General features: G+C 59.3%; 17 protein-coding genes and 1 pseudogene. 11 read left to right on the plus strand and 7 right to left on the minus strand.

From position 1 onward, the window contains the following. Positions 1 to 179: 179 nt before the first annotated feature. From HMPREF2845_RS09450 to HMPREF2845_RS00630, 4 genes are all read right to left on the minus strand, one after another. Positions 180 to 311: a hypothetical protein gene (locus HMPREF2845_RS09450; RefSeq protein ID WP_256370754.1), complete on the minus strand. Its 132-nt coding sequence runs from the start codon at positions 309 to 311 to the stop codon at positions 180 to 182. 171 nt (positions 312 to 482) lie between these two features. After that, positions 483 to 974 carry a hypothetical protein gene (locus HMPREF2845_RS09380; protein ID WP_246824577.1) on the minus strand — a complete coding sequence of 164 codons (492 nt, stop codon included), beginning with the start codon at positions 972 to 974 and terminating at the stop codon, positions 483 to 485. Positions 975 to 1,323: 349 nt separating this feature from the next. Continuing rightward, positions 1,324 to 2,034, minus strand: a complete 711-nt coding sequence (locus tag HMPREF2845_RS00625) for a DUF6318 family protein (protein WP_070630081.1) — start codon at positions 2,032 to 2,034, stop codon at positions 1,324 to 1,326. A gap of 556 nt (positions 2,035 to 2,590) precedes the next feature. Then, positions 2,591 to 5,818 carry a DEAD/DEAH box helicase gene (locus tag HMPREF2845_RS00630; protein ID WP_070633616.1) on the minus strand — a complete coding sequence of 1,076 codons (3,228 nt, stop codon included), beginning with the start codon at positions 5,816 to 5,818 and terminating at the stop codon, positions 2,591 to 2,593. A gap of 408 nt (positions 5,819 to 6,226) precedes the next feature. Between HMPREF2845_RS00630 and HMPREF2845_RS00635 the strand changes: the two genes are divergently transcribed. Next, the gene (locus HMPREF2845_RS00635; RefSeq protein ID WP_070633618.1) at positions 6,227 to 6,415 is read left to right on the plus strand and encodes a hypothetical protein; all 189 of its coding nucleotides are present in this window, start codon (positions 6,227 to 6,229) and stop codon (positions 6,413 to 6,415) included. Between the two features lie 216 nt (positions 6,416 to 6,631). Here HMPREF2845_RS00635 and pta read toward each other — a convergent pair whose 3' ends face one another. Next, positions 6,632 to 8,722, minus strand: a complete 2,091-nt coding sequence (gene pta, locus HMPREF2845_RS00640) for a phosphate acetyltransferase (RefSeq protein ID WP_070633619.1) — start codon at positions 8,720 to 8,722, stop codon at positions 6,632 to 6,634. Positions 8,723 to 8,915: 193 nt separating this feature from the next. Beyond that, on the minus strand, positions 8,916 to 9,539 hold the full coding sequence (locus HMPREF2845_RS00645) for a GNAT family N-acetyltransferase (protein ID WP_070633621.1): 624 nt from the start codon (positions 9,537 to 9,539) through the stop codon (positions 8,916 to 8,918). Between the two features lie 124 nt (positions 9,540 to 9,663). Here HMPREF2845_RS00645 and HMPREF2845_RS00650 point away from each other — a divergent pair, with 124 nt between their 5' ends. The 5 genes from HMPREF2845_RS00650 to HMPREF2845_RS00670 all read left to right on the plus strand — a co-directional run bounded on the left by HMPREF2845_RS00650 (position 9,664) and on the right by HMPREF2845_RS00670 (position 15,680). Beyond that, positions 9,664 to 10,569, plus strand: coding sequence for a spermidine synthase (locus HMPREF2845_RS00650; protein WP_070633623.1), 906 nt, complete (start codon positions 9,664 to 9,666; stop codon positions 10,567 to 10,569). Between the two features lie 151 nt (positions 10,570 to 10,720). Further along, positions 10,721 to 11,668, plus strand: coding sequence for a prephenate dehydratase (gene pheA, locus HMPREF2845_RS00655; RefSeq protein ID WP_070633624.1), 948 nt, complete (start codon positions 10,721 to 10,723; stop codon positions 11,666 to 11,668). A 77-nt stretch (positions 11,669 to 11,745) separates the two neighbouring features. Further along, positions 11,746 to 13,053, plus strand: coding sequence for a serine--tRNA ligase (gene serS / locus HMPREF2845_RS00660; RefSeq protein WP_070633626.1), 1,308 nt, complete (start codon positions 11,746 to 11,748; stop codon positions 13,051 to 13,053). A gap of 100 nt (positions 13,054 to 13,153) precedes the next feature. Then, on the plus strand, positions 13,154 to 14,242 hold the full coding sequence (locus tag HMPREF2845_RS00665; RefSeq protein ID WP_070633628.1) for a diacylglycerol/lipid kinase family protein: 1,089 nt from the start codon (positions 13,154 to 13,156) through the stop codon (positions 14,240 to 14,242). Positions 14,243 to 14,399: 157 nt separating this feature from the next. Next, positions 14,400 to 15,680 carry a Fic family protein gene (locus HMPREF2845_RS00670; RefSeq protein ID WP_070633630.1) on the plus strand — a complete coding sequence of 427 codons (1,281 nt, stop codon included), beginning with the start codon at positions 14,400 to 14,402 and terminating at the stop codon, positions 15,678 to 15,680. On the opposite strand, the pseudogene HMPREF2845_RS09485 reads toward HMPREF2845_RS00670, so the two are convergent. Continuing rightward, positions 15,645 to 15,857 (minus strand): annotated as a pseudogene (locus tag HMPREF2845_RS09485) (hypothetical protein); the annotation flags it as partial. The gene HMPREF2845_RS00670 and the pseudogene HMPREF2845_RS09485 sit on opposite strands and share 36 nt — an antisense overlap. A 153-nt stretch (positions 15,858 to 16,010) precedes the next feature. On the opposite strand from HMPREF2845_RS09485, the gene HMPREF2845_RS00675 reads away from it, so the two are divergent. The 5 genes from HMPREF2845_RS00675 to HMPREF2845_RS00695 all read left to right on the plus strand — a co-directional run bounded on the left by HMPREF2845_RS00675 (position 16,011) and on the right by HMPREF2845_RS00695 (position 25,442). Continuing rightward, positions 16,011 to 18,929 carry a hypothetical protein gene (locus HMPREF2845_RS00675; RefSeq protein WP_070633632.1) on the plus strand — a complete coding sequence of 973 codons (2,919 nt, stop codon included), beginning with the start codon at positions 16,011 to 16,013 and terminating at the stop codon, positions 18,927 to 18,929. A 272-nt stretch (positions 18,930 to 19,201) separates the two neighbouring features. After that, complete coding sequence (locus HMPREF2845_RS00680) at positions 19,202 to 20,338, plus strand: acetate/propionate family kinase (protein ID WP_005504300.1); 1,137 nt, start codon at positions 19,202 to 19,204, stop codon at positions 20,336 to 20,338. A gap of 306 nt (positions 20,339 to 20,644) precedes the next feature. Continuing rightward, a complete protein-coding gene (locus HMPREF2845_RS00685) occupies positions 20,645 to 22,267 on the plus strand; it encodes a M48 family metallopeptidase (RefSeq protein WP_070633634.1) in 1,623 nt (540 codons plus the stop codon). 191 nt (positions 22,268 to 22,458) lie between these two features. Beyond that, the gene (locus tag HMPREF2845_RS00690; RefSeq protein ID WP_371260498.1) at positions 22,459 to 23,457 is read left to right on the plus strand and encodes a bile acid:sodium symporter family protein; all 999 of its coding nucleotides are present in this window, start codon (positions 22,459 to 22,461) and stop codon (positions 23,455 to 23,457) included. A 638-nt stretch (positions 23,458 to 24,095) separates the two neighbouring features. Beyond that, on the plus strand, positions 24,096 to 25,442 hold the full coding sequence (locus tag HMPREF2845_RS00695) for a glycosyl hydrolase family 28-related protein (protein ID WP_070633636.1): 1,347 nt from the start codon (positions 24,096 to 24,098) through the stop codon (positions 25,440 to 25,442). The last annotated feature ends 253 nt before the right edge of the window (positions 25,443 to 25,695 follow it).

Consider the following 25,695-nt stretch of genomic DNA (forward strand, 5'->3'; position numbering starts at 1 on the left):
GGTTAGTGTCTTCACTGCGGGTTAAAGACCCACGACGAAGACACTAACCTATCGAAAGTTCTCCCGACCCTCCCCTATGAACGGCGAAAAGCCATATGTGTTTCGAGAAGCCACCAAAGAAGTGGCTTTTCGAAACACATGTGGCTTCTCAGCGTAAGACCCACGGCAGGAGAACGACCTTACATGTCGGGCCAGTCGCGGTGCAACGAATACTCCGTATCCCCGTCACCGTTATCATTGAGGTGCCAGCGCTGACCGGTACGAATATCGGCCTTGCGTAGGCGCGGGTTCGGGTTATCCTTCTTGCCCATCGTGGGGGCTGCCCCGCACCAAGCGGCTGACGCCGCGGTGCTCTGCGCTCGGGACCGCGCGGGCCGATTTCAGAGACTGCCGCCTTGTTGCCCCTGATCTGTAGAAGAGTCATTTTTCTGTTAAACAAAAAAGGCCTGCCGTATGGCAGGTTATTGCGTTGGTGTAGAAAGCTAGGCGTGGAAGTTACCGGAACGCTGGTAAGCGTAGCTGGTATCCGTTTGACGCGGACGCTCACGAGGGTAGGTGGTGACCGGTTTGCCCGCGGTGTAGTTGGTGGCAGTATCGCCGTTGCCGTACTCGATGACATAGGAGGAGGGCATGAGCTCAATTTCGACGTGTCCGGCGAGCATGTCTGCTTCGAGGCGGTAGGGTCCTCCGTCATCGACGTAGAAGTTGATCTGGTCGCCCTTGTAGACGTTGGGGTCGCCTTCTGCTCGGCCAGTGCCTGCGGGATTGTTATAGGACTGGTGCAGGGTTGGCTTGCCCGGCTCTAGGGACTCTGCAGCATGGCGAATTTCCGTCATAACTTCTTCGTAGGTCGGGCCGGTGGGGCCGGGGCTGTCGGCACTGGTGAGGGTGCGGGTATTGTTCGGGATGCAACTAGCAGAGGAAGGGCTTCGGGGACTTCCGTGATCTACAGGAATGCCAGATTCAAGCGACATATTTGTGAACTTGAATGTTCCTATTCTTCCGTCTTTGGTTGTGCATGACATAATATTGGGATTTTCGTTGGCGTAGGTAACTTTTACGCCGTTTCCCTGATTTACTGTGGAATAAGTATATTGTTGCTGAATTTCCTGGTTGGCATTATCTGCACCTGTATTTTTCTCATCGTAACCATCTTGACTGCCTCGCGAAGTAGTTGTTTCAACTTCGATTTGGCAAACTTTAGCTGATGTGTCAGAACAAGGCGCAGTAATAACGTATGCATCAACGTTAGTGGTACCGCAAAATCCTAGAATGCAAGATAGAGAAAAAATCCCACTGCATTTTATTATTTTTTTCATTATTTTAGTCTTCTACCTGTTCGTAACCGATAATTTTCCATGAAGAATCAGAATACTTAAACTCAAATTTCCAGGTGTCATTATCCTTCTGGATATTTCGGTTTCGGTGCCATTCTCCGGTAGGCTCCACAAGAGTTATATAATTCCACTCGCGATATGCCTTCCAAAAATAGGTTTCCCCATCCTCAGACCACGGATTTCCATCAGCAACATAGTTGTCAATGCCATCAATAATCCACCCGCCGCGCTTATACAAGTCCTCAAAGCTCTTATATCCCTTAAGTTCACTTTCAAAATTACTGGAAATGTATTTTCGGGATTCCGTAAAATCGCCTACTTGAATTCCGTAATTAGTCCATTTCACCCAAGCATCCATCGTCTTACGGATACCTTCAATAGACTTCTCACGATAGCCCTCTTCAGGGGCGTTAGGCTTCGGCACGTTCTGAGCAGGGCCCTTGCCGTCCGCAGGGCGGTACTCACCATCCGGTGCCTTCGAGCCGCCCGAGTAGCCTCGAACAGTAGACGGGGTTGCGCTTGCCGAAGGCGACTCAGATGCCGCCGCAGATGCCGAGGCAGTTTCACTCGGCACGACGGATGCGGTGGCTGCCGCCTCGCTATTTGCCTGCTGGCCACACGCCGCAAGCAGGGCACCAAGGCCCACAAGTGCGCCGCTGCCCAACAGGGTACGGCGATTGAAAATGGTCGAATCCATAGAAGATACGCTCCTATCGTCGGTGACAGTGTGATATATGTGCATGTCGGGCCGTTATTCACAGGTCACATTGACCACCGGAAGAAAAACAACCCTATAGTGCATCCAGCAATCGCATCAATGCGCTATAGAACACTACAATATCCACCCTACCGCATGTTTGCCGTCGTTTGCATTCTTTTGGGTACAACAGCGACTAAACATCACCATACGAACACCTCAATGCTTTATGCATCAAATAATCTGCACTTGTGGAGGTGCCGCCTCAGCAGAATTTGTGTCATGGTTTAGCGTCTTTGACCATGGTTTTTAACTACGACCAAAGACACTAGCCTATGGCACAAATCCGTAACCCATGACCGAATCTCCGGCTGCGCCAGGTAGGCGAGAGCTGGTTATGGGTTATGCCTTGCCTTTTCGTCGATAGGTTAGTGTCTTCACTGCGGGTTAAAGACCCACGGCGAAGGCACTAACCTATCGAAAACCTCGGTCTAAAAAGCAGGCGGCCCCGGACGCACACATGTATCCGGGGCCGCCTGCTGCGGTTATTTATGACCTACGAGGCAATCTTCGCGATCTGGAACATGGACGCCGGCATCGGTCGGTCCAACGACCAGCGAATATGCATCGGCTTGGAGCCCTCGTGAGAAATGTATTTCACGGTGCCCAGGCACATGTAGGGTTCGGGGCCGAGCCTATTCTCCCTGTGCTGGCGGGCGAAGAGCACGATGCGTCGGCCTCGCTCCTCGTGGTGTTGGAAGAGCTGACCAAGCTGACTTTCGGGGGTTGTCGCGCTCTGCGAATCCCACGCGAACTCGTCAGTGCTGATGGCGTAGTCCTTATACATGGTGGCCGGGGAGAAGTGCTTTTCAGACTTTTCCAACGTCACCAGTAGCGCGGTGGTATTCGTCGGGTCGAAGGGCACAACACCGTTGACCACGCCGCCGGGTACCTTGAAGTTCTCCTCCTGACCACCCAGACCAGCAAACAACTCCTCGCGAGAGTAGTAGGCGTGAGTGCGCAGGGGGACGCCTTCACCCTCAAAGAGCGGCAGGGTGGAGGTGGTATCCGTACCGGCGTTGAAGTTCCAGACGCTCTCCATCTCCTGCAACATGCCGCGGTTCTTGCGCAGAGTTGCCAGGCCCTCGTCGAGGCTGAACTTCTCAGAGGACCCGTCCCACTTGGCCTTTGGCCAGATGGAGAACAGGAGCATCCATGCGTGGCGGCGCTGTTCTTCGGTCATGTCCTGTTCCAGGATGTCGGTGTTCAGTAGCTCCAGGTATGCGTTAATGCGGAACGTGTCGTGCACGTGTGTGAGTGCCTTGACGCGCTTATTCGTCTCGACGGCCACGTTGTCCTGGAAGGGAACCACCAGGTCGGGGTACAGTCCACTCGCGGCCTGGAGGCTGGTCCAGGTCGTTGCAACGGGCTTAGCAACACCGGGCAGGGGCACCTTGCTGCTACGGCCGTAAATCTGCGGCAGTCCCAACCCGTAGCGGTTGATGAAGTCGATGACGGTGGGGCGAATATCGGGTTCCGTGGAGTTTCGGCGCATGTCTTCCAGGTAGCTCTTTGCGGTGTCGATGAGGGCGTTCTGGTTCATGCGTAGGGACTCGCGAATCTTCTTGATGACCTGCTTCTGAGTCAGCTCGTCCAGGTGGAAGTGGCAGCCGGCCGGCAGTTCAGGGCTCTCAATGTCCTGCTCGGTCAGGGTACCCTGTCGTACAAAGGCGCGGTACTTGTGGTGAACCATGAAGTTCTTGTTCTGGTGTCCCACGAAGTCGAGGACCGTCAGAACAGACTTCAACGGTGCACGGCGCAGACCGCGGCCCAGCTGCTGCAGGAAGAGGGTGAGCGACTGGGTGGGGCGCAGCATCAGGAGGGTGTCGACGCTCGGAATATCGACGCCCTCGTTGAACAGGTCCACGGTGAAGATCGTGGTCAGCTCGTGCGCTTCGTCTGCAAGGTTTTTCATGACCTCGGCGCGGCGCTCGGCGGAATCCGTACCGACCAAGAAGTCGGCGGGAATACCCACCTCGTTGAATTTCTGCGCCATGTATTCGGCGTGCTTCACGCTCACGCAGAACCCGAGTGCCTTCATGCGCAGGGGGTTGTCGACCTTCTCGCGTAGCTCCTCCACGATGATGCGCAGGCGGCGTTCAGCCTCGTCCTTGGTGTACAGGTTCTCCAGGGCGTTTTCGTCGTATTTGCCACCCCGAACGTTGATGCGGCGCAGGTCGGTGCCGTCGGCAATACCGAAGTACTGGAAGGGTACGAGGAGGTGGTCTTCGAGTGCGTCCCACAGGCGGATTGAGGTCGCCACATAGCCGTCAAAGTACTTGTCGGCGATGTTTACCCCGTCTTCTCGCTCGGGGGTTGCGGTCAGGCCAATAAATTCGCGGGGCTCAAAATAGTTGAAAACTTTGTCCCAGCTGGCGGCCTTAATGTGGTGGCATTCGTCCATGATGATGACATCGAAATAGTCCGGCGCGTAACTTTCGAGGGTGGCACCCGACAAAGTCTGAATGGTCGCAAAAACAGCCTCGTTATATTCGGGCTTTTTGCCGCCGGTCAGGAGCTCACCGAAATTACCTTTAAGCATGACGTCGCCGAAAGTGCGGCGCGCCTGGTCAAGGATTTCTTTGCGGTGCGCAATAAAAAGCAGCTTCAGCTTTTTGCCGGACTGCTCGCAGAGTCGCCTGTAATCGAGAGCCGAGAACACGGTTTTGCCGGTGCCGGTTGCGGCCACGGCGAGGTTGCGGTGACGACCCTTAGAACGAGCGTTCTGCATTTCTTCAAGCATACGCACCTGATGCGGGAACGGGTGCACATCCAGCAGGGACGAGTCGATATCGTACTCCAGGCCCTTGCTTTTACGGCCGGTAATATCCGCCTTGGCCAGGGCAGTGTCGAGATCCTGTTTCTCCTGGTCAGAGGCGGTGTAAAGGGTGAAATCGCCGCTCTTCCAGTAGCTTTCGAAGAGGCCTTCAAACTGGCGGATCAGGCCGGGCGTAATCGGGTTAGAGATGCGAACATTCCACTCCAGGCCGTCAGTGAGCGCGGCACTAGAGAGGTTCGAGCTGCCCACATAGCCGGTGGACATGCCGGTATTGCGGTGGAATAGCCAGGCCTTCGCGTGCAGGCGGGTGCTGTCGCCCTGGTAGCTGATTTTCACCTTGGCGCCGTACTCTTCAACGAGGCGGTCGATAGCCTTACGGTCGGTTGCGCCCATGTAGGTGGTGGTAATAATACGGAAAGGAATACCGCGATTTTTAATAGCTTTAAGTTGCTCGCTCAAACTATTAACGCCGGACATTTTAAGAAATGAGCAGAGCAAATCTACACGGTCTGCACTTTCTAGCTCTTTCTGAATTTCAGTATTGAGATTCAGGTCTTTAGAAGTATTCGTCATCAGAGCAACGTCGCTCAGAGGAATATCGGGGCGCGTAGTTTTTGCGTCAGTGAGGGTGAGCTCGCGCATCTGAATTACGTTGCTGTCGTCGTCGGTCAGCAAGGAGTCGTTCTGCTCTTCGGCGTCCTGCGGTAGGAGCTCCATCATGCGGTTGATGAGTTCCACCTGGTGTGCAGGGGTTTTGAGGCTTTCGAGGGCGGGAGCCAGCTGGGTGGCGAAGAACTGGGTGAGCAGTTCGGAGATGTTGTAGTCGTCCTTTTCGAGGATTTCTTCCTGCCATTGCGCGCCTTCGGGGGTGGCGCGGCCCATGAGCGATGCGCTCTTGAGGTGTTCGTAGAGCCCCAGGGGGAGAGTTTCGTCAGTTACGGTCATAGCAGCAGCCTAGCAGCCCGGGCGGTTTGCCGCTGCTTGGGTGGTCACCGGCTCACGGGGTAGGGGTGGTGGAATCCTGTAATTACAAAAATTCCGGCGACTCCTGCATACACCCCTCCTTGAAAAGCCACATGTGTTTCGAGAAGCCACTTAACATGTTGCTTTTCGAAACACATGTGGCTTCTCGGCGATTAAACTCGGCGCAGCAATCACCCCGCCCCGCACGCAGAACACACCAGCCCAAACGCTATTGATTCGCATCACAGGCCGGCGTTCTTAGGTATCCTTGGGGTAACACCCAGACAGAAGCCCGCCCTCCACCTCGAAAGGGGCCGCATGAAAACCTTCTGAACTAACCTACCCCTCACCATCCGCGCGGCAGTCATCTTCTGCTACGCCTACGCCGCGGTGCGCATCCTCAATCTCTTCGCTGAGGCAGGCACCGCACCGCTGACCCCACGCACGCTCCTCGACGGTGCCCTCACCGTCGCGGTCGTCGTCGGTGCTCTCGTCCTGTACCTGGGTAACGCCCTGAGTGCCGCTCTGCGCGCCCGACGAGAAGGCTACGAGCCCCGCCCGCCCTCGGCCCGGTTCTGACCGCCGTGGGCATGGCTGTTCTTGACGTGATTAACTATGTGCGCCTCCGCCGCACCCGCAAGGTCTAACCGGGGAATGGCACTACAAGAAACCCTGTAATTACAAAAAATCTCCCGCACCGGGTGGAGCACACCTTCACGGCATGCCCCGCCCAGTGCGGGAGATTTCTATATCAACGGAATGCCGCAGCCTTCACGCTACAGCGCCGCGTGCACCTTACAGGCTCTGTGCCTGAATTGCGGTGATCGCAACGGTGTTGATGATGTCCTCAACGGTGGTACCGCGCGACAGGTCGTTCACGGGCTTACGCAGACCCTGCAGAACCGGGCCCACAGCGGCAGCACCCGAAGACTGCTGAACAGCCTTGTAGGTGTTGTTACCGGTGTTCAGGTCGGGGAAGACGAACACGGTAGCCTGACCAGCGACCTCGCTGCCGGGCAGCTTGGTCGACGCAATGGACATGTTCGAAGCAGCGTCGTACTGGATCGGGCCCTCAACCGCGAAGTCGGGGTTCGAGGCGCGCACGAGCTCGGTTGCCTCACGCACAACGTCCACGTCTGCGCCAGCGCCGGAGGTGCCGGTCGAGTAGGACAGCATAGCAACCTTGGGGGTGACGCCGAACTGGCGTGCAGTCTCTGCGGATGCCTTCGCGATGTCGGCGAGCTGCTCTGCGTTGGGGTTCGGGTTCACTGCGCAGTCGCCGTAGACCAGAACGCGGTCTTCCATCAGCATGAGGAAGACGGAGGAGACGATCTTGGTGCCGGGGCGGGTCTTGATGAACTCGAGCGAGGGGCGGATGGTGTTCGCGGTGGTGTTCACTGCACCGGAAACCATGCCGTCGGCGATGCCCTTGTAGACGAGCATGGTGCCGAAGTACGAGGGGTCGGTCATGCGCTCGCGAGCAGCCTCAATGGTGACGCCCTTGTGTGCACGCAGCTCAGCGTAGGTTGCTGCGAAGTCCTCGGTGTACTCGTTGTTTTCGATGTCGATGATACGAATGGTGCTGGGCAGTTCGATACCTTCGGCCCGGCAGATCTCTGCGATCTTGGCGGGGTTGCCGAGCAGGATCAGGTCGCAGAAGTCGCGGCGTGCAATGATTTCGGATGCACGCAGGATACGCACGTCGTAACCCTCGGGCAGGACCACGGAGCGGCGGTTTGCGCGTGCGGTCTCGATGAGGTTGTGCAGGAAGCGCAGCGGGGTCATGGATGCGGGGCGCTCAATTTCGAGGCGTGCCAGCAGTTCGTCCTTGTTGACGTGCTCGTCCCAACCGCCCATTGCCGCTGCGAGCTTGCGCTGGTGGCCGCTTTCGAGGGTGCCGCGGACGCGGGAGACTGCGCGTGCAGACTTGAAGGTGTCCTTGGTGGTGGACAGCACGGGGAACGGCGCGTTGTCGATGAGGGAGCCGACTGCGGTGTTCTTGCCGGGCAGTGCGTCCAGGCCGCCGGTGAGCAGCACGCCGGAGGGTGCGGGGAAGGTCGGTGCCAGTGCGGATGCGAGGGTTGCTGCGACGATGTCTGCACGGTCGCCGGGGACGATGACGAAGTCGCCGTCGACGAACTGGTTGAGGAAGTTGGAGACGTTCATTGCTGCGACCTTGATGCCGTGGATGTCGCGGCTGAGGTCTTCTGCCTTGATGCCTTCGGTGTCGAGCTTGAGGGCTTCGGCAACTTCACCGACGGTGGGTGCGTTCAGTTCGGGGATTTCGGGCAGTACGTAGACGGGCAGGTTTGCGTCGCCGCGCTTGACGGACTTTTCGATTTCGTCGTGCAGTTCGGGTTCTGCCCGGCTGACGATGATTGCGAGCAGGTCTACCTTGGAGGCGAGCAGTTCGGTGCGTGCCACGTCGACTGCGGTGACTGCTTCTTCGACGGTTTCTTCCTGTGCGCCGACGATTGCGACGACGGGCAGGCCGAGGTCACGTGCGATCTGGACGTTCAGGTCGAATTCGACTGAGAGCGCGTTGGCGGGCAGGTAGACGCCGTCGACGATTACGACGTCGCTGTTTGCTGCGACCTTTTCGTAGGCGGAGACCGCGCGTGCGGAGATTTCTTCGGTGTCGCCTTCTGCGATGAGTGCGAGTGCGTCGGTCATGGAGACTGCGCCGCCTACCTGCTCTTCGGTCAGGCCGAAGTGTTCACGGATGAGGCGTGCCATGGGGTCGTCGGCGATGGTTGCGCCGTCGAATACGGGGCGGAAGAAGCCGACGCGGTCTGCGCGCTTGATGAGGGAGTCTGCTAGACCCAGGGCTACGAGGGACTTGCCCGAGTTCTGGGACATAGCGGAGAGGTAAAGACCGGTGGTCATTGTTTTACTGTCCTTCTATGCGATGTTCGGCGCTGGGTCCCGCGGTTGCGCAGGGGTGTATGTGCTCCTGTGCGCGGGTGCGTCGAGCTTATAGGTCATCTTCTATCTTAAGGCGTTGTGGGGGTGGCGCCTAACAGGGTGTGCGGTGCGCTGCGTCATGTGGGCGGGCTGTTTCCCTGTTGTGGTGTGCCGTTTAGGGGTTGGGGATGCGCGCGTATCGTACGCTGCGTCCGGGGGCCCAGGAGCCGCGTGCTTGGAAGTACACGCCTTCGTTGCGGTAGCCGAGCCGCTCGTAGAAGGAGAGCGCTCGTTCGTTTTCTGCCATGACCCACAGGTAGGAGTTTTCGTCCGGGTAGATGACGGATTCGTAGAGTGCCTGACCGAGCCCGGTGCCGTGCGTGTGGTTGAGGGTGTACAGGTGTACGAGTTTGCGGGTGCCTGCGGGCAGTTCGGGGAGGGACTCGGCACGTTCGAGTTCCCAGGAGGAGGGCTCACACAGGGAGAGCGCCAGGCCGACCGGCTTATCCCAGTCGATGCGTGCGCCGATAGAGCAGGAGAGCCCGCCGTCGGGGGTCCAGCCGGGCACCTCATAGGCAAAGAAGCCGCGCACGGTGGGGGAGGAGAGGTGGCGGTGGAAGTCTTCGAGGTATTCGTTGCGTTCGGCGCGGTGGCGGGCGGTGAAGCTTTCCCCGAGCGTGTCGAAGTAGATCGGGTCGTAGGTTTGCTCCATGCAGTCCAGCTGCAGGTTGACGTATTTTTCGGCGTCGGTCGGTTCAATTGGTGCGAGCGCGTAGCGGCCCTGACATACAAATCCCATGGGTTCTAGTCTACTCAGCCGGCCCCTGTGAAGGCGGTTCCTTGCGGGTGCGTACGCTAAGGGCGTGCGGGGGCTGTTGCAGAGCGCTCTGTTGCCTTGAGGCTTGTCAGCTAGGCTAGTGGGTATGGCGAAAAAGAGCAGGGCACCCAAGAAGTCCCAGAAGGCGCAGAAAGCCCAGAAGACGCAGAAGCAGCAGAAGAACCGCATCGACGATACCGAGAACACCCCCGTGCAGGGTGCCGCTGCTGGCGTGTACCCGATTTCTACGGGTGAGGCGGAGCTGGTCCCTGACGGCTACCATGCTGACGGCTGGCTGCTGCTCATTAATGGTGTGCAGTCTTCCCACGTGATTGTGGGTGAGCCTCGCCAGCTGGATTTTGAGTACATGCGCTGGATTGCCGCGGTCGTCTCCTCACACGTGGAGGAGCACCTGGACGCCGCGAAGCTGCGCATCACCCACCTGGGCGGCGGCGCGTGCTCGATGGCGCGCTATTTCGCTGACCTGTACCCGACCAGCCGCAACACGGTTGTTGAGCTGGATGCCAAGCTCGCCGAGTATGTGCGCGCCTGGTTCGACATCCCCAAGGCGCCGCGCGTGAAGATTCGCGTGGGCGAGGCGGGTGCCGTCACCGCAACCTTCGCGCCCGCATCCCGTGACGTGCTGATCCGTGACGTATTCGCCGGGGACACCACGCCCGAGGCGCTCACCACTGTCGAGTTCACCCGCACCGTTGCCGAGTCGCTGGCACCCGGTGGCCTGTACATCCTGAACTGCGGTGACGGGCCGGCGCTGACCGGTGCCCGCGCGGAGGCGTCCGCCCTGCTTGAGGTGTTCGAGTACGTGTGTATTGTGGCGGATTCGGCAATGTTGAAGGGCCGCCGCCGCGGCAACGTCATTATTGCTGGCTCGCACGCGCCCCTGCCGGAGGCTGGTTCCGTGCAGGCTGCCGCTATCGCCCGTGAGCTCATGGGTGGAGGCGTGCCCGCCCAGTACTGGGATACCGCGCGGGTGCGCCAGTTCGTGAGGTAGCGGTTCCGGCGGTAGCTTACGTTCTTCAGTCATGACTTAAATTTTTCGACCATAGGTTAGCGACTTTGGTGGGGGCTTTTAACTACCGCCAAAGACCGTAACCTATGGCCCAATTCGGCGCCCCCTCCACGGCAGACGCTACTATAGTGGCATGCGATACACCTACCTTGGCCCCTCCGGCACCTTCACCGAATCCGCCCTGCTGAGCGTCCCCGGCGCATCCGACGCCGAACGGATCCCCGCCACCAGCGTGCCCGACGCGCTCGCACGCCTGAACGCGGGCGAGGTGGACGCCGCCATGGTGCCCATCGAAAACTCCGTGGAGGGCGGCGTGAGCGCCACCCTGGACGCTATCGCAGCCAGCGAGGGTGTACGCATTATCCGTGAAGTGCTCGTACCGATCCGCTTCGTGCTGGTCGCCGCGAAGCCCATCAGTATTGACGATGTTAAGACCATCTCCACCCACTCGCACGCCTGGGCGCAGGTGCGCGGCTGGGCGCAGGAGAACGTACCCGCCGCCGCCTACCTGCCCGGCTCCTCCACCGCGGCGGCGGCTGTCGGCCTGCTCGAAGAGGGCTGCACCTACGATGCGGCAATCTGCTCCCCGGCGCTACTGAACTACCACCCGGAACTGCACGTGTTGCAGGACAACATCGGCGACAACAAGAACGCCGTAACCCGCTTCGTGCTGCTCTCCCGCACCGCCGACATCCCCGAATCGACCGGCTCCGATAAGACCACCCTGACCGTGCCGTTGCCCGCCAACCGCGCCGGCGCCCTGCTCGAACTGCTCGAACAGTTCTCCGTGCGCGGCGTGAACCTCTCCCGCATCGAATCGCGCCCCACCGGCGAAGGCATGGGCTCCTACTCGTTCAGCATCGACGCCGACGGCCACATCTACGAGGCACGCATGCGCGATGCACTGCGCGGCCTGCACCGCGTCTCCCCGACGCTGAAATTCCTCGGCTCCTACCCGCGCGCCGACCACGAAAACACCGAAGTCGACGCCATCCACTCCGATGGCTCCTTCGACGCCGCACACGAATGGGTTGAGTCGCTCTTCCCGAACGGTCGCCCCGCACAGCTGCAGCGCCGCTAGACACCCCCGCACCTACCCGCGCCCCACCAGCGCAAACCCCGCCCACAACCCACCGCAAGATTAGGTAGGATAAAACAGTGATTGATATTAACCTCCTCCGCGAAAACCCCGACGTCTTCCGCGCCTCCCAGCGAGCACGCGGCAAGGACGAAACCCACGTCGACCGCATCCTCGAAGCCGACACCGCACGCCGCGCACTCATCGGCGAATACGAGACCCTGCGCGCCGAACAGAACGCCTTCGGCAAGACCGTCGCAAAGGCACCCAAGGAAGAAAAGCCCGCCCTCGTCGCACAGGCGAAGGAACTGGCAGCCCGCGTCAACGAAGCAAAGGCAGCCTCCGAAGCGAAAACCGCCGAATACGAGGAACTGATCAGCAGCATCGAAAACCTCATCATCGACGGCGTACCCGTCGGCGGCGAAGACGACTACGTAGTCGTCAAGGAAGTCGGCACCCCCCGCGACTTCACCACCGAAGGCTTCGAACCGCGCGACCACCTCGAAATCGGCGAACTCGTCGACGGCATCGACATGGCACGCGGCGCGAAGGTCTCCGGCGCACGCTTCTACTTCCTCAAGGGCCAGGTAGCACGCTTGGAGCAGGCACTCATGTGGATGGCGCTCGACCTCGCAACCGAGCACGGCTTCACCATGATGACCACCCCCACCCTGGTACGCCCCGAAATCATGAACGGCACCGGCTTCAACGTCAAGCACGACGACGAAATCTACCGCCTCGAACGCGACGACCTGTACCTGGTCGGCACCTCCGAGGTGGCGCTCGCCGGCTACCACACCGACGAAATTCTCGACTTCGAGAAGGGTGCGAAGAAGTACCTGGGCTGGTCCTCCTGCTACCGCCGCGAGGCAGGCTCCGCAGGTAAGGACACCCGCGGCATCATTCGCGTGCACCAGTTCAACAAGGCTGAAATGTTCGTCTACTGCCCCGTCGAGCAGGCAGAAGAGATGCACGCAAAGCTGCTGTCCCTCGAAGAGGAAATGCTGCAGCGCTGCGGCCTCGCATACCGCGTGATTGACACCGCCGCAGGCGACCTGGGCACCTCCGCAGCCCGCAAGTTCGACTGCGAGGCGTGGGTCCCCACCCAGGGCACCTACCGCGAGCTGACCTCCACCTCGAACTGCACCACCTACCAGGCGCGCCGCCTGAACATCCGCGAGCGCACCCCGGACACCGTGGATGAGGCAGGCAACGTGCGTAAGGGCCGCACCCGCTCCGTAGCGACCCTGAACGGCACCCTGGCGACGACTCGCTGGGTGGTTGCCATCCTGGAGACTCACCAGCAGGCTGATGGTTCTGTTGTGATTCCTGAGGCTCTTCGCCCGTACATGGGTGGTGCCGAGGTCATCCCGGCTGTCGCTGAGTAAGGGAAACCCCGCCCGCTGAGTAATCTCATAACCAGCTGAAAAACCCGCTCACCGCGTAAACGGTGGGCGGGTTTTTGCGTATCCCGGTAGTCTAAGAACTATGCCTCTTTACCGTAAACTCCTTGGTGTTTCTGCGGCGGCGGCTCTGACCGCCTCCGTCACTCGTGCCCGCCGTGAAGCGCGCCGACGCGCTATCGAACTGGGTGCGCCCTTCGGCGTTCTGCCGACCCTGCCCACCGGTGAGGCGCAGCGCGTGGGCGTGGTGTACAACCCGAGTAAGCCCGGCGCTGCGGCGGCTATCGAGATTCTGGAACGTACCCTCGCGGCGAACGGCCACCCGCAGGCGCTGGTGCGCACCACCCGCGTGGACGAGCCCGGTTCTGAGGCTGCCCGCGAGCTGATCGCTGAGGGTGTTGACCTGCTGATTGCTGCCGGTGGTGACGGTACGGTGCGTGCTGTGGCGGCGGCGCTGGCACATCATGAGGGGCGCAAGCCGCGTCTGGGTATTCTGCCGATGGGTACCGGTAACCTGCTGGCGCGCAACCTGTACATTCCGGTCAGTGACGTGGCGGCGTGTGTGAATATTGCGCTGAACGGTGCAGGTCAGGCCGTTGATGCGATTGAGATGACGACGACGAGCGCCCCCGGCGAAGAAACCGAACACACGTTCTTTGTGATGAGTGGTGCCGGATTTGATGCGCTCGTCATGAATGACACGAACGAGGACATTAAGGCGAAGTTCGGGTGGGTCGCGTACGTGCAATCCGGTATGAAGCATATGCTGGGCAGGTCGCACCCGGTGCGTATTAGTGTGGATGGTGCGCCGTTCCGTACTTTGCCGATGCGTTCGGTGCTGATCGCGAATTGTGGCCGCCTGCAGGGTGGTATTCGCCTGGCGGATATGACGGATGTGCATGACGGCAACCTTGAGGTGATTGTGGCGTCGCCGCGTGACCTGGTGGAGTGGGGGCTGCTGATGGCTAAGGTTACGCGCCGCACGATTCTGGGTTCGCCGCGCATTGAGCTGCCGGTGATTCGCCACTTGGTGGGGTCTGAGGTGGTGTTGGAGTTCCCGGATGGTGCGCAGCCGGTTGAGGTGGATGGTGACCCGGCACCGTCGGCGTACCGCATTAGCGCGCGCGTGCTGCCTGCCGCCGTGGAGGTGGCGGTCCACCCCGAGGTGCTCTAGTGGGTGTAGTGAGGGTGTTCGGGAGCCTTCCTAGCACCCTAACTACCTATTTGTGACCTGGATTATGAAAGAAATCGCGGATTTTTTCACTATTTCCTGAAAATCAGGAGGATAATGAAAAAAACCGCGATTTTTTACACCATCAAGGAGGGTACACGTGAACACCACCGGCACAAGGTACCGCACCCTCAAAAGCATCTTCCACGAACGCGGCAAAGCCGCCGCACAAACCGAACTGCAGGCACGCCGCAACGGCCACTCCACCTACCTCCTCAACGAATTCACGGTAGGGGAGCACCCCCTGTTCTACCTGGCAGACCGCATCGCGCTCGCATCCTTCGAACGCATCATGCGCCGTGAACGGCACATCGAACAGCTGAGCTCCCAACTGCCCAGCATCGCCATGCAAAGCTACCTACTCGACCTGGCAGTACGCAGCATCGTGGCGTCCGACCGCATCGAAGGTGTGCACACCACACGCCAGCTCATCTCTGAGGCACTCACCTCCGGCGACAGCGAGGACCCCCGCGCCAAACGCGCCGTCGAATTCGTGAACCTCCTCAAAGACCTGGGGGCAGGCCGCCCACCCTCCACGGTTGAGCAGGTGCGTAGCCTCTACGACACGCTACTCGAGGGGCACCTCGCGGAAGAAGACCGCCCAGACGGGGCTCTATTCCGCACCAAACCCGTGGTTATCCACGACAACACCCGAGAAATTCACCGCGCCCCCGACAGCGAAGTAACCATCACCGCCAACGTTCAGGCGGCGCTTGACCATGCCCTCGACCCGAACGTGCCGGCGCTATTCTCCGCGATCGCCGCGCATTTCATGGTGGAATACACGCACCCTTTCTACGACGGCAACGGCCGCCTGGGCAGGTACCTGCTGGTGTCCCACCTGGGGCAGACACTCACCCGGCTGACGACCCTCACCCTGCCGAGCACGCTCAACATTCAGAAGAGCCGCTACTACAAGGCGTTTAGCGCGGCGGAAGAACCCCTCAACTACGGTGAGGTGACCGGTTTTCTGCATGTTTTTCTGGGGCTGATCGAGCAAGCGCAGGAGCACCTGGTAGACGAGTTGGAATCACGTGACCGTGCGTGGCGTGCCCTTGGCAAGCGTATCGCTGATCTGGAGGGCAGCCGCACCTGGACGGGTGGCACCCCCGGGCTGACTTCGAAGAAGCTTGATGATGTTCTGCGGCTGCTGTACCTGCTGGGGCAGGTGCAGATTTTCCGTGCGCCGGTTGCCCCCACTTCGAGCGAGTTGCAGGAGGCACTGGGTGTTACGGCGCCGACTCTGCGCGATAGACTCAAACTGCTGCAGGGGCTTGGGCTTGTTGAGGGTGTGAAGGCTGGCCGTACGATGCGCTGGTCGCTCACCGAGGCGGGAACCGCCCTGCTAAGCTTGCCCGCCATTGATGACGACGAAAAATAGCCCACGAGCATAAGAAACAGGGGAGGGGCCGCACCAGAATGTATCCCGCCTATAACTGGCAGAATCGTGGAATCCATCTTTGCAGTAGCGGAACGGGCCGGTTGCAGACATAAGTATCGGTATGTGGTAATCCATCTGCTCACGCCACCATTGTGTAAGGCTCCTGTAGTCGCCGTGTGATTCATCCCATGTCTGCTACATTAGGGTCAGGCGACATAATGCTTCCGGGTGCTTCCACCACTCAGAACACCAGAAAGTATTCTGGATATCTATTTTGCGGTTTAACGAGGCCGTACACCTGAACTCGAATACCGAATGACTGGAAACATAATGGTGATCAATCACAAGCGACGGGGCGAAACACAGAGCGCTGCTCCTAGCCTGCATCTGAGAGACATGCCCATCGAGCACTTGTATGCGCGCTATCAAAGGATAGCGCGGAACCTGCCGAGACGGATCCGCTGGCTTGCTTTGGTATTCGCGCCAACGAGCACGAGTTTCACCGTCTTCACCGCTGGCCTACTGAATGTTGCAGGGGCTCTGATGATTACGGCAGGTATCGGCCAGGTAACGTCAGGTGAGAGGACCCCAGGCAGTGCTATTTGGTTACTCATCTTCGCTTTCCTGGCTGAAAGCCTAGGGTACTGGGTGAAGGAACGCCAAGAGCTTATTCTCACGATCGCGGTTCGACAGCTCACATACCGCCGTTTCCGGGACATCTTTAGTAGGTCATCCCATCCGCCGGAAGCTCACGGGCATGTTCTCACATACCCAGGACAGATCAGCCAGTTTGCCTTCGTTGTTGATTTCGCCGTTTCAACCGTTCAGATTATTGCCTTTCTCGCGGCTTCGCTCGCGCTATATGGTGCAAGCGGCGCAATCGCTGCGTTGCTCATCACTGGATTGGTATTCGTCAGCGTCCGTCTCATCAACTTGGTGGGCCGACTATGGGAACAGTACGTCGCTCTAGAGGGAGAGCGTCGGCAGTGGATCCAGCGTGTAGCAAACGCGCTGCCTCGAGGGCAAAGCATCCCCAGCTGGGGTACCGCCCTGGACAAGGTCGCTAGCATCCGAAACACCGAAGAGCAGCTTCTGCACAGACGAGTCCCGTTGCAGATCCTGAATGGATTCCTTGAACGGGGAGCACTAACTGCGGTGCTCGCTGTGGTTGTGGTTCTCGGCGCGTGGCTCTGGCCATCCGCTCATTTCGGTGTTGGAATTATTTTGGCAGCCCGCTACCTGTACGCAGCGGTGCAGAACAACATCGTAAACTATCGGGTTATTCGGCTCGCTGTGCCAATGATGCGTGAGCTCGACAAGCTCGAGTCGTCTCCAAATTGCACGGTTAAACAGCAGGACTGGGTGGGGCAGCCTTCAAATTCTAGAGAGGTGCTTGCCGCTACGTCTGAGCGCGCTGAAGCATTGCGCACATCCGTGACCACCCCCGATTCTGCTTTCGTACCACGCAACCCGGAAGTGTCCCATTCGGTGTTGTCAGCGTGGCGAGCTTCTGCTTCGCCACATCAGGTATCCCGGTTCACTAGCCTCGCTTTAGGTATGGGGCTCAGTGAGGATGTGATCGGGCGGTTCTGGCAAGACGCAACAACCTTGTCGTCAGGAGAGAGACACCGTGCTGCTGTCGCTATCGTTTTGGCAGACAAACCGGACTGGCTAATTTTGGACGATACGTTCGCAGCGCTTGATCCTGTAGCACGAGAAGTGGTTGCCGAGAGGATCTTAGAGTGCGTGCCAACGTGCACACTTCTGGCAAGCTCGGAGGAGTACGTACCGAGTGCCTTCACCCCCGGCAATGATGCGAGGGTAGACCCTCTTGAGTTGCAGGCTCATAGCCCCGGGGCAGCTAAGGAGGCAGATGCTGGTTCGACGGATGTGAGCGAGGGACAGGACCTTCCTGACCCTGATCCGAAGCGTGCCACATTCCGACGATCGGCCCTGTTGTTGTTTGGACCGCATTTGGTGTGGATTACGTGTGGCGCCCTACTCTTGAGCGGATCCGAAGTTGCTTTTGCATTGACGATTGCTCACAGTGATGGGCTGTCTGCTCAGGTTGCTGGAGTGTCAGCTGCTTGCGCACTGGCAGCAATTGTTGGGTCCGTCATGTTCTTTGGCCCGCTCTACTGGGCTCCCATCGCTAGGCTGAGCGATTTGCACGACCGGGTTATACGCAGGCTCGATCGATTCGCTAGTCCTAGAACAAGCGGTGCGGTCATGGGGCGGATGGGTGAAGACTTCTCCGACCTTCAGATGTCGGTGCCTAGCGCCCTGGGTTCGGTATTTATGGTCATTCTACAGACCTTTATGCTCATTGGAGGCGCAGTGGCTGGCGCCCCGCTGTTCATGATTGCTGTGTTGGCGGTAGCACCCCTAGCGATCCTTGCTATGCGTCAGGGTTCAAAGTGGATTCTCCCTGCCTCGACGACGGCTGCCAATCGCCGAGGTGACTTCATCGGGGTGGCTGGTGCCCAGGCTGGCTTACACGCTGCGCCCGTCAGTGCAGGGCTGCGTCGGGCTGGAGAAGAAGCCTACGCTCATTCGGAGGCTGCATACGTCAGCAGCTCGATTCAGTTGGCGAACGCCTACGCACTGCGTACGGGACTGATCCAGTTGCTTGTGTTGTCACTGAATGTTTCTGCAGTGGGATTGGCACTGATGGTCGAAGGATCGAACTCAGTGGTTGCTCCCGCGGTCGTAATATATTTTGCAGTAACTCTGTCATCTGGCATCCAATCTACGGTGGAGACGCTGCAACAGGTTGGTGTAGTCAGCTTGACTGCGGAGCGTGTTCGGATGCTTGAAGAGTACCGGGCCGACCGTTCTTATCCGCCCGTGCGGTCTGCTGACCTGGCTCTGCTTGAGAGCGTTCTTGACTCTGGGTGTTCTATGGTTGCCTTGATTGGACCAACTGGCGCGGGGAAGTCCGTCATGCTTGATGCTCTATACCGCCGGTATCCCCAAGGCGAAGTGGTAATCGTACCGGATATCGATCCGTTCGCATCTGAAGCATCGAATTCGAGCGGGCTCATGCTTGCGCGTTCCGTGTTACGTGAAGGCGCTGCCCGGCTTGTGTTGCTTGATGAGACCTTGAAGGCTCTCACTCCGTCAGAGGAGCGCGCTGAGCTCGAATCGATGGCGTGCGCTATCGAGGGCAGTGACAAGCAGGTTGTGATTGTCCTTCACTCGCGCTCGAACCTTGACTGTTTCAAAGAAGTGGTGAATTTAGATGCGTGAGCTGACCCAAGTACTACGTTTTTCTCCAAGAACTATCGAGGACGAAATGCGAATCTATAGGGCCAACCTTATAGCCTGGACCGATTCGTCGGTGGCACTTCTGAACGAGTACGGCGCCACACTGTGCACACCCGCCCCTCCTGCACCCGACAATGCCCTGATACCGCCCGCGATAAAAACCCCCGTTAAAAACACAGTCGGGGCCGTCTCGCACGCAGGCTCGAAAAGTGCGAGAATGGAGCAGAAAAGAAAACTACGAAAGAGATACTTTCATGCTTATTCTCGTTGTGAACGCCGGTTCTTCCTCCCTGAAGTACCAGGTGCGTGACACCTCCCTGCCCGAGGCAGAGCAGATGCTGACCTCCGGCCTCGTCGAAAACATCGGCACCGACGTGCCCAACCACGAGGTCGCATTCGACATCATGTCCGAGAAGCTTGAGCCCGTCCTGCACGGCCGCGAGCTGCAGGCAGTCGGCCACCGCGTGGTGCAGGGTGCAGAGAAGTTCACCCACCCCACCCTGCTGACCGAGGAAGTTGTCCAGCAGATCGACGACCTCTCCCCGCTGGCACCGCTGCACAACCCCGCACACGTTCAGGGCATGCGCGCAGCAATGCACAAGTGGCCCTCCCTGCCGCAGGTTGCTATCTTCGACACCGCGTTCCACTCCACCATGCCCGAAGAAGCATGGCGCTACGCGATCCCCTACGACCTGGCTGACAAGTACAGCATCCGCCGCTACGGCTTCCACGGCACCAGCCACGAGTACGTCTCCCACGTTGCAGCTGACATGCTCGGCATTGCACGCGACGAGTTCAACGGCATTGTTGCTCACCTCGGTAACGGCGCGTCCGTGACCGCTGTGAAGGGCGGCAAGTCCGTCGACACCTCCATGGGTTACACCCCGCTGGCCGGCCTGATCATGGGTACCCGCTCCGGCGACATTGACCCCTCGGCACTGACCACCATCCTGTCCCGTGAGGGCATTGACGGTGAACGCCTGGACACCATCCTGAACAAGGAGTCCGGTCTGCTCGCACTGGCTGGCTCCAACGACATGCGTAAGGTTGTTGAGGCTGCACAGTCCGGCGACGAGCGTGCACAGCTCGCACTGGACATGACCTCCTACCGCCTGATGAAGTACATTGGCGGCTACAACCTGGTTGTTGGCGGCGCGCAGGCACTGATCTTCACCGCAGGTATCGGCGAGAACTCCGGTGACTTCCGCAAGCTGGTCCTGGACCGCCTCGGCGCTCTCGGCATCAAGTACAACGAGGAAGAGAACGCTAAGCGTTCCCCCGAGCCGCGCGTGATTTCCACCGAGGATTCCGCTATCAAGGTGCTGGTCATCCCCACCAACGAGGAGAAGGCTATCGCTGAGGCTACCGAGGAACTCGTCAAGAGCCTCTAAGCCCCACGCACCCCGCCGTGTAGGCGACTGAGCGTAAAGTTATCCGCCGTGGTACCCATTCCGTATGGGTGCCGCGGCGGATTACTTATGCCCGCAAGGCGGTGCGCCCCCTGCACTGTGTGTCCCTGAGTCTCTGCACTGCGCGCCCCGGCGCTGTGTATTCCGGCGCGGTGTATTCCGATGCTGGGGCGTACTGTAGCGTCGCGAATGGGCATTCTATGAGAAAAAGCGCATTCACATTCACTAGTAAGTGCCCAAAAACGATAGAGTGGAATCAGATAACACTCGATACGAAGCGGACGAGACATGACTCAACCCCCTGAAAACCACCAGCAGCCCGGCGGACAGTTCAACGCCCAGCCCGGCCAGCAGGCATTCCGTGCCCCCGGTGAGCCCCTCCCGCAGGACCTCTCCGCCGGCTGGCTCCCCGAAGACGAGCGCCAGAAGCCGGTCAGCCCCCTGCCCCAGCCGAAGCTCTTCGCCTACCAGTCGATGCTGCCGCCGAAGGTGCTGCACGCGCTGCGTCACCCCTCCGAAATTCCGTGGCTGGTCGCCGCCTACGCCGTCACCGCGGTCGGCTACATTGTGCTGTTCATGGCGCTGGCTGACCTGTTCAGCTCGATGATGCGTTACGTCTTCAGCTCAACCGGTGAAGGCTCGGTTCGCGTACCTTCCGGTAGCACCTCCGCAAGCCTGGAAGACCTGATTTTCCAGACGGTTGGTCTGCTCATCCTGGGCCCGATTGCCATCTTCATTGTTCGTGCAATCTACTACGCGCAGCAGCGTGTTCGCGGTGTGCGCATCACCCCGACCCAGTTCCCTGAGGCGTACCAGATGCTCGCCGAAGCAGCGGAGGCAGCGGGCCTGCGCCGCGTGCCGGATGCCTACGTTGTTCTCGGTAACGGCACCATGAACGCTTTCGCGGCAGGTCACGGCTTCCGCCGCTACATCTGCCTGTACTCTGACCTGTTCGAGATCGGCGGTAAGTCTCGTGATCCGCAGGCGCTGCGCTTCATCATTGGCCACGAGGTGGGCCACATCGCCGCAGGTCACGTCGGTTATTTCCGTCTGATTTTCACCACGCTGTTCAACCAGATTCCGGTGCTGTCGAGTGCGCTGTCCCGCTCGCAGGAGTACACCGCCGACAACTTCGGCTACCGCTTCTGCCCCGAGGGCGCTGAGGGTGCTGTCAAGGTGCTTGCGGCAGGTAAGTACCTGAACAAGCAGGTCAACTTCGATGAGCTTGCCGACCGTGCCGTGACCGACCGCGGCCTTGCCGTCTGGTACGTGAACCTCCTGGCAAGCCACCCCATCCTCACCTGGCGTGCGCATGCGCTGCGTGACCGCACCCAGCCCGGCCGCCTGTTCTGGCGCCCGACTGAGAACCCGGTCAAGGACACCGCACCGCGCGTTCCTGTCCTGATTCCGGCGGCGGAGCCGGTGCACATGTGGCCCGACCCGATTCAGTCCACCGAGTTCATGCGTGAACACCAGGACGCTTGGGCAGACCACACCCTGGAAACCGTGGACGTGTACTCCAAGCCCGAGAACGCCCCCGAGTTTGATGCGAACTCTACGCTGTTTGCTGGCTGGCTCACCGAGCAGGCTCGTGCCTTCCACGGTCAGCGTTGGGATGCGTACGCTGCCGCCGGTGGCGTGCCGGCACCGGGTGCTCCCGGTGGCCCGCAGATGCCCGCACCGGGTCAGCCCGCACCTAATCAGCCTGCCTACGGTCAGCAGCCCGGCTTCGGTCAGCCTGCCGCAGGTCAGAATGGTGCAGGCCAGAATGGTGCAGGCCAGCCCGCACCTGAGCAGCCCTCTGCCGGTCAGCCTAATGGCCAGCCCGAGCAGTATGGTTACGGCCAGTACGGCAACAACTCCTCTGAGGGCGGCTCGTACGGTTACGGCTTCGACGGCGACAAGAAGTAGCCGCTGAGCCTCCTCTGACCGCCTCATCTGAGCCGCACAGCTCAATAACCTTTCACGAACCCGTCGGGGTGCTAAGGCACTCCGGCGGGTTCGGCTGTTAACCGCCTCCTGCGCACTCCTGAGCATCCCGTGTGACCCCCAGGTGAGAAGATGCGCCCGCCCCAGCATCCGCCGCGGGGTGCGGTCATAGAATGGAAACCATGCTTTCATCACTTCGCTCCATCAAACTCGACCCGCTACTGACCATGCTCATTACCGCGGTCATCCTCGCCATTATCGTGCCTGCGCGCGGCGACTTCGCCGAATGGTTCAGCACCGGAACGAAGTTCGCGGTCGCCTTGCTGTTCTACCTGTACGGCGCTCGCCTCTCCACCGCGGAGGCTATTCGCGGCCTGACCCACTGGCGTCTGCACCTGATGATTTTGAGCTGCACGTTCGTGCTGTTCCCCCTGGTCGGTTTGGCGCTCTCCCCGCTGCGTTTTGTGCTCGGTGATGGGCTGTACATGGGCATTCTGTTCTTGACCTTTGTGCCCTCGACCGTGCAGGCTTCTATCGCGTTTACCTCGATTGCGGGCGGTAACGTGGCGGCGGCGATTGTGAGCGCCTCGCTCTCTTCGATTGTGGGTGTGGTAGCGACCCCGCTGCTCGCCATGCTGCTGATGAACACGGGCCATATTGAGTTCTCCGGCACCGTCTTTCTGGATATCGCCATTCAGCTGTTCTTGCCGTTCGTGCTCGGTCAGCTGACGCGCCGCTGGGTGGGGGAATTCGCCAAGAAGCCGACCACCAAGTGGCTTGATAAGTTCTCGGTCATGATGATTGTGTATTCGGCGTTCTCCGCCTCCGTGGTGCAGGGCGTGTGGACGCGCGTGGCGTGGTGGCAGATTGTGCTGCTGATTGTGCTCATGGCGATCATTGTGGTGTTCATGCTGTGGCTGACCGACCAGCTGGCTAAGCGTCTGGGCTTCAACCGCGCCGACCGCATTACGATTCAGTTCTGCGGTTCGAAGAAGTCGCTGGCGGCCGGCCTGCCGATGGCGATCATTATTTTTGGTGCGGGTTCGCTGGGTCTGATGATGCTGCCAATCATGATTTTCCACCAGGTTCAGCTGATGATTTGCACCTGGCTTGCGGGCCGCTATGCGCGCCTGGATGTGGTGGGTGCCGCCTCCGCGAAGGAAGTTCAGTAGGGGGTTTGAAACCTGTCTGCTGGGGTGCTTGCCGGGGTGGTTGCTGGGCTCTTTGGCTGGCTCCCTGATGGGCGCTCCGACGGATACGCGCGGGCACCTCTGAACCTGTGAGATAAGCCTCTGATGAGGGGTTTTAATGGGTTCTTTGGGTCTGGATGATCTGTCTATGAAGTGATATAGCGCGCACTCATCGAAAAACTCTCTGACTAGTGCATTTACGTGCAAAATGTGGCATTAGTACTTGTCAGTTGGTTTTCTGTGGGTTATCTGCACTCTATTGCACCAAAGTGACCGGCGAGACAATCAACACTATCGGGTGTTGAGCGGTGAAAAAGCCCCAATTTTGCCCTAGAATATTTTGTCGATGGGTTAGACAGATTTGCATCCTGTATGCAAGAATTTATGACTCATGTGGGAATGGTTGAGATTCACTCCCTCACACCGCCCACGAGCATTGATGCAGCGGATTCACTCCCCGCCCGCATCCCACACCGGAAGAGACTCACTCACTCAACCGGAAGGAAGCTCAAAACCATTTATTCACTCAAACACAACTGGATACACTCAGCTTAATGACGCGCTTAGATTCCATCTATGCGCTAATCGCTGTCTGTATCCGCCAAGAAAGAGGACACTCCATGGCTACCATCATGAGCGTGAACGTATGCGATTCCAAGTACAACGCTGACCCCACCGGCGTACGAGACTCCACTAGTGCTATCCAGAAGGCTATCGATGATGTTGCTGCGCAGGGCGGCGGCTCTGTGGAGATTCCCGGCGGCATGTACCGCGTCTCCTACCCCTTCATCGAAATGAAGCACCGCGTCGAGATCTTCGGCCACGGTCAGGCAACCCGAATCGTCGCTTTCACCGACAAGGGTATTCCCTCCACCAAGAACGGTAGCTACGAATGCACCGGCGTTTTCCACACCGGTAGCTACACCACCCCCATGAGCGGTGGCACCAACCAGAACAAGCCCATGCGTATGGGCGTGCGTGACCTGTTCATCCGCACCAACAAGTACAACCTGCCGCTGGATTCTAAGAGCAACCAGATTTTCCTGGAGAAGCACACCCAGCCCGTCGACAACGTTGCAGGCGTCATCCTCCACACCCGCATTGCGGACGCTAACCCCGGTGAGCCGGACGCAGTGCCCACCCTGTCCAACATCGAAATCTGGGACACCGCCATTGGCGTTGCAATCCTGGGCCTGGACGACCAGGGCATGAAGATTGACAAGCTGCGCATCCGCCAGACCCTGCGCCAGGGCCTGCTGGTCGGTAAGCCCGTCGGCCACCCGCTGCGCCCCCGTGAGGGTGACACCCCCGGCGCAGCAGATAACAAGTTCTCCATGATTGACGTCTCTGACGCAAACATGAGCTACGGCACCTTCGCCGGTATTGAGATTTACACTTCTCAGTCCAAGTTCGAGGCGTCCACCAGCTGGTTCAACAAGCGTAACCAGGGTAAGAACGCCCTGTACGAAGTGAAGACCCGCCACGTGGGTGCAGGCTGGTTCATTCAGGGCACCCGCAACATGTTCATTGGCTGCACCGCCCAGGAGAACGCCGGTCACGGCTGGCTCGTGGAGTGGGGCAACAACCAGTTCATTGGCTGCCTGGGCGAGTCCTCCAGCTTCCAGGATGCTGTTACCGGCGCTGCTCGAGGCGACGAGGCAGCGAACTGGTACATTGGCCGTAACGCACGCGGTAGCCGCTTCGTGGCTCCTCGCTCGCACAACCCTTACAGCTGGGCGAAGGCTTCCCTGTACGGCTTCTACATTGAGAACAACATTCGCGATATGCACATTACGACTGCGTCCGCGAAGGATGACCGTATTGGTGATAACAACATGGTTGGCCGCCGCGTTCACGTGACCGGCGCTATGGGCGATAATGTGCTCATCGAGGTGGACCACATCCGCCACGCAACCTTCGCGCCGAAGCAGCTGGAGAAGCGCGGCAACGGCGTGTTCATGGGCTAACCCTCACGGGTTGAGCTGCGCGGGCTGAGGCTCGTGATTACAAAATCTTAAAACGCATACGCCTGAGGGGCGGGGAGTAATCCCCGCCCCTCGGCGTTTAAACACCTCATGAGAAAATTTTTTAGTTAGATAGTGTCGTGATACACACTCAAATATATTACACTTAAGTGCATGAGCCCAGCCTGGCGTACAACCAGACTGGACTTATCTGTATTTGGACTGGTCACGGAAGGCAACACGGTCTGAAGCAGTA

Origin of the sequence: Rothia sp. HMSC065B04 (assembly GCF_001812285.1) — a bacterium.
Lineage (GTDB): Bacteria > Actinomycetota > Actinomycetes > Actinomycetales > Micrococcaceae > Rothia > Rothia mucilaginosa.